Consider the following 3,635-nt stretch of genomic DNA (forward strand, 5'->3'; position numbering starts at 1 on the left):
CCCCCCCCCCCCCCCCCCCCCCCCCCGCTCCTCATTCGGCGCCCGTGCCCGGGTCCGGCTGTGCGGCGGCTGGGCGAAGCCTGTGCGCGGGAGGGTTGTGAGCGGCCGCTCACGGGTAGTACGAGCAGGACAGAAGCGCCCGTTCCGTATACCTGCGAGGTGATCGTCCGTGATCCTGGAAACGTTGAGCGCCGTCGTGCTCGGAGTGGTCCTCTCCTGGGCGGCGCTGCGCTCGCTCCCCGGCCGGCTCCCGGCCCGTCGGACCGTGTTCGGCACGGGAGCGCTCGGCGGCGTGTTCGGCGCGTCCCTGATGCACTCGGTGCTCGGCCCGGGTCACACGGCGGCCGTCGTGGTGGGCGCCGTGCTGATCGCCGCCGTGACGGTGTCCCTGCTGATCCGGCCCCGCGGCCGCCGGCTGCGCCGGTCGGCCGCCGCCTGACACCCGGGCCCGTTACGCGGCCAGCCCCAGGGCGGCCATCCGCTTGGTGTGCGCCTCGGTGATCCGGGAGAACATCCGGCCCACCTCGGCCAGGTCGAAGCCGTCGGCGACTCCGCCGACCAGCATGGTCGACAGCGCGTCGCGGTCCGCGACCACCCGCTGTGCCTGCGACAGCGCCTCGCCCATCAGCCGCCGCGCCCACAGCGCCAGCCGGCCGCCGACCCTCGGGTCCGCCTCGATCGCCGCGCGCACCTTCTCGACGGCGAAGTTGCCGTGGCCGGTGTCGTCCAGCACGGCGAGCACGAGCGAGCGGGTGTCGGAGTCCAGGCGGACCGCGACCTCCCGGTAGAAGTCGCTGGCGATCGAGTCGCCGACGTACGCCTTGACCAGGCCCTCCAGCCAGTCCGACGGGGCGGTCTGGCGGTGGAAGTCGTCCAGCGCCCGGGCGAAGGGCTCCATGGCGGCGGTCGGCTCGACCTCGATGGCCGCCAGCCGCTCCGTCAGCCGCTCGAAGTGGTGGAACTCGGCGGACGCCATCTTCGCCAGCTCCGCCTTGTCGGCCAGCGTGGGCGCCAGCTTGGCGTCCTCGGCAAGTCGCTCGAAGGCCGCGAGCTCCCCGTAGGCGAGGGCACCCAGCAGGTCCACGACGGCGGCCCGGTACTGCGGCTGCGCGGACGCGGTGGCCCAGTCCTGGTCGGCGATTCTGGTCGTCGCGGGGGCTTCGTTGGCGTTGTCAGGCGTCTCCATGCAGCGCAGAATAGCCCGCCCGGGCGGCGGCGGACGGGCCCGCCCGACGACCGACGTCACACTGTTCCGACGAATTCGCCCAACACAGATGCGCGGATCCGGGGTACAGTGGTAATGCGCTTACTGAGCACTTTGCATCTGCTCGTGGCGCGAAATTGAATGAGGATGCCCGGTCGGTGGCCCGATCGGCTCCGACCCGACAGCCCTCCACGCGGTGCGTGCACACGTACGACCGCAGATGAGGGGCCCCCTCAGCGGCACGAGCGCTCGAGCGACGGCAGTGGTCCCGCGCCACCCGGCCCATCCGCCGGATGACCAACCCCGGCACGGTACGACCCCCTTCGTTCGCCTCGGACCGCGTCTCACAGAAGAGGCAGCACCCTGACTACGTTCCGAGACCTCGGGATTCTTTCCGAGACGGCCGAGGCCCTTGAGGCCGTCGGCATCACGTCCCCCTTCCCCATCCAGGAGCTGACGCTCCCGGTGGCCCTCTCCGGCTCCGACGTCATCGGCCAGGCCAAGACCGGCACCGGCAAGACGCTCGGCTTCGGCCTCCCGCTCCTTGAGCGCGTCACCGTCCTCGCCGACGTCGAGGCGGGCCGCGCGAAGCCGGAGGAGCTGACCGACTCCCCGCAGGCCCTCATCGTCGTGCCCACCCGCGAGCTGTGCCAGCAGGTCACCAACGACCTGCTCACCGCCGGCAAGGTGCGCAACGTGCGGGTCCTCGCGATCTACGGCGGCCGGGCCTACGAGCCCCAGGTCGAGGCCCTGAAGAAGGGCGTCGACGTGATCGTCGGCACCCCCGGCCGGCTGCTCGACCTCGCGGGCCAGCGCAAGCTGGACCTGTCCAAGGTCCGCGCGCTCGTCCTCGACGAGGCCGACGAGATGCTGGACCTGGGCTTCCTGCCCGACGTCGAGCGCATCATCACGATGCTGCCGGCGAAGCGCCAGACCATGCTGTTCTCGGCCACCATGCCGGGCGCGGTCATCTCGCTCGCCCGCCGCTACATGTCGCAGCCGACGCACATCAACGCCACCTCGCCCGACGACGAGGGCACGACCGTCAAGAACACGGCGCAGTACGTCTACCGCGCCCACTCGATGGACAAGCCCGAGATGGTCGCGCGCATCCTCCAGGCCGACGGCCGCGGGCTCGCGATGATCTTCTGCCGCACCAAGCGCACCGCGGCGGACATCGCCGAGCAGCTGGAGCGGCGCGGCTTCGCCTCCGGCGCGGTCCACGGCGACCTCGGCCAGGGTGCCCGCGAGCAGGCGCTGCGCGCCTTCCGCAACGGCAAGGTCGACGTGCTGGTCTGCACCGACGTCGCCGCCCGCGGTATCGACGTCGAGGGCGTGACGCACGTCATCAACTACCAGTCCCCCGAGGACGAGAAGACCTATCTGCACCGCATCGGCCGTACCGGCCGCGCGGGCGCCAAGGGCATCGCGATCACGCTGGTCGACTGGGACGACATCCCGCGCTGGCAGCTGATCAACAAGGCCCTGGACCTGAAGTTCCCGGACCCGGTCGAGACGTACTCCACCTCGCCGCACCTGTACGAGGAGCTGGACATCCCGGCCGGCACCAAGGGTGTCCTGCCGCGCGCCGAGCGCACCCGCGCCGGTCTCGGGGCCGAGGAGATCGAGGACCTGGGCGAGACCGGTGGCCGCGGCCGCGGGAAGTCCGCCGCCCCGGCCGCCCGTGAGGAGCGTGCCCCGCGCACCCCGCGTCAGCGCCGTCGTACCCGTGGTGGCGCGTCGGCCGACGAGAGCGCCGCGACGGTGCCCGCGCCGGCCGCCGAGGCCGAGGCCGAGGCGTTGTCCGACGCCCCGCGCACCCCGCGCCGCCGCCGGCGCACCCGTGCCGGTGCGGCGGAGGCCATCGCGGCGGAGGCCGCAGCCGCCACGGCCGTGGCCGTGGCCGAGGCCCCGGTGGTCGAGGCCCCCGTGGCCGAGGCGCCCGCGGCCGTGGTGACCGAGCCGGAGGCCGAGGCCGCGCCGAAGAAGCGCACCCGGGCCCGGGCCGCCAAGCCGAAGACGGAGGCCGTCGCGGCCGAGGTCGTCGCGGAGACCGCGACCGCCGAGGGCGAGGCCAAGCCGCGTCGCCGCCGGGCCCGCGCCACCAAGCCGGTGACCGAGGAGGCCGCGTTCCAGGCTGCGCCGGTGGCCGAGCCGGAGGCGCCCGCCGTCACCCGGCCGCGCCGCCGCCGGGTGATCAAGCCGGTCGAGGACGAGGTCGACTTCCAGATCGCGCCGATCTCCGAGCCCGAGCCGGTCCGCCGTCGTCCGCGTACGGCGTCCAAGCCGAAGACGGAGGCCGTGGCGGAGACCGCGACCGCCGAGGGCGAGGCCAAGCCGCGCCGGCGCCGGGCACCGCGCGCCACCGCGAAGGCCGAGGGCTGAGCGGACCACGCAGCACCTGACGGGCGGCCCAGGGGAACTCTTCCCC

Annotated in this window: 3 protein-coding genes; 2 read left to right on the forward strand and 1 reads right to left on the reverse strand. The window is 73.7% G+C overall.

What is annotated here, in order from left to right; all coding sequences use genetic code 11:
* The first annotated feature begins 169 nt into the window (after positions 1–169).
* Positions 170–439: a hypothetical protein gene (locus ACN6LM_RS37680; RefSeq protein WP_445069929.1), complete on the forward strand. Its 270-nt coding sequence runs from the start codon at positions 170–172 to the stop codon at positions 437–439.
* Between the two features lie 12 nt (positions 440–451).
* Here the strand turns inward: ACN6LM_RS37680 and ACN6LM_RS37685 are convergent, their stop codons facing one another.
* Positions 452–1,186 carry a ferritin-like fold-containing protein gene (locus ACN6LM_RS37685; protein WP_445069930.1) on the reverse strand — a complete coding sequence of 245 codons (735 nt, stop codon included), beginning with the start codon at positions 1,184–1,186 and terminating at the stop codon, positions 452–454.
* A 483-nt stretch (positions 1,187–1,669) separates the two neighbouring features.
* On the opposite strand from ACN6LM_RS37685, the gene ACN6LM_RS37690 reads away from it, so the two are divergent.
* Positions 1,670–3,589, forward strand: coding sequence for a DEAD/DEAH box helicase (locus ACN6LM_RS37690; protein ID WP_445069931.1), 1,920 nt, complete (start codon positions 1,670–1,672; stop codon positions 3,587–3,589).
* Positions 3,590–3,635: the final 46 nt, after the last annotated feature.

The sequence above is a fragment of the Streptomyces sp. SAS_281 genome, from assembly GCF_052542855.1.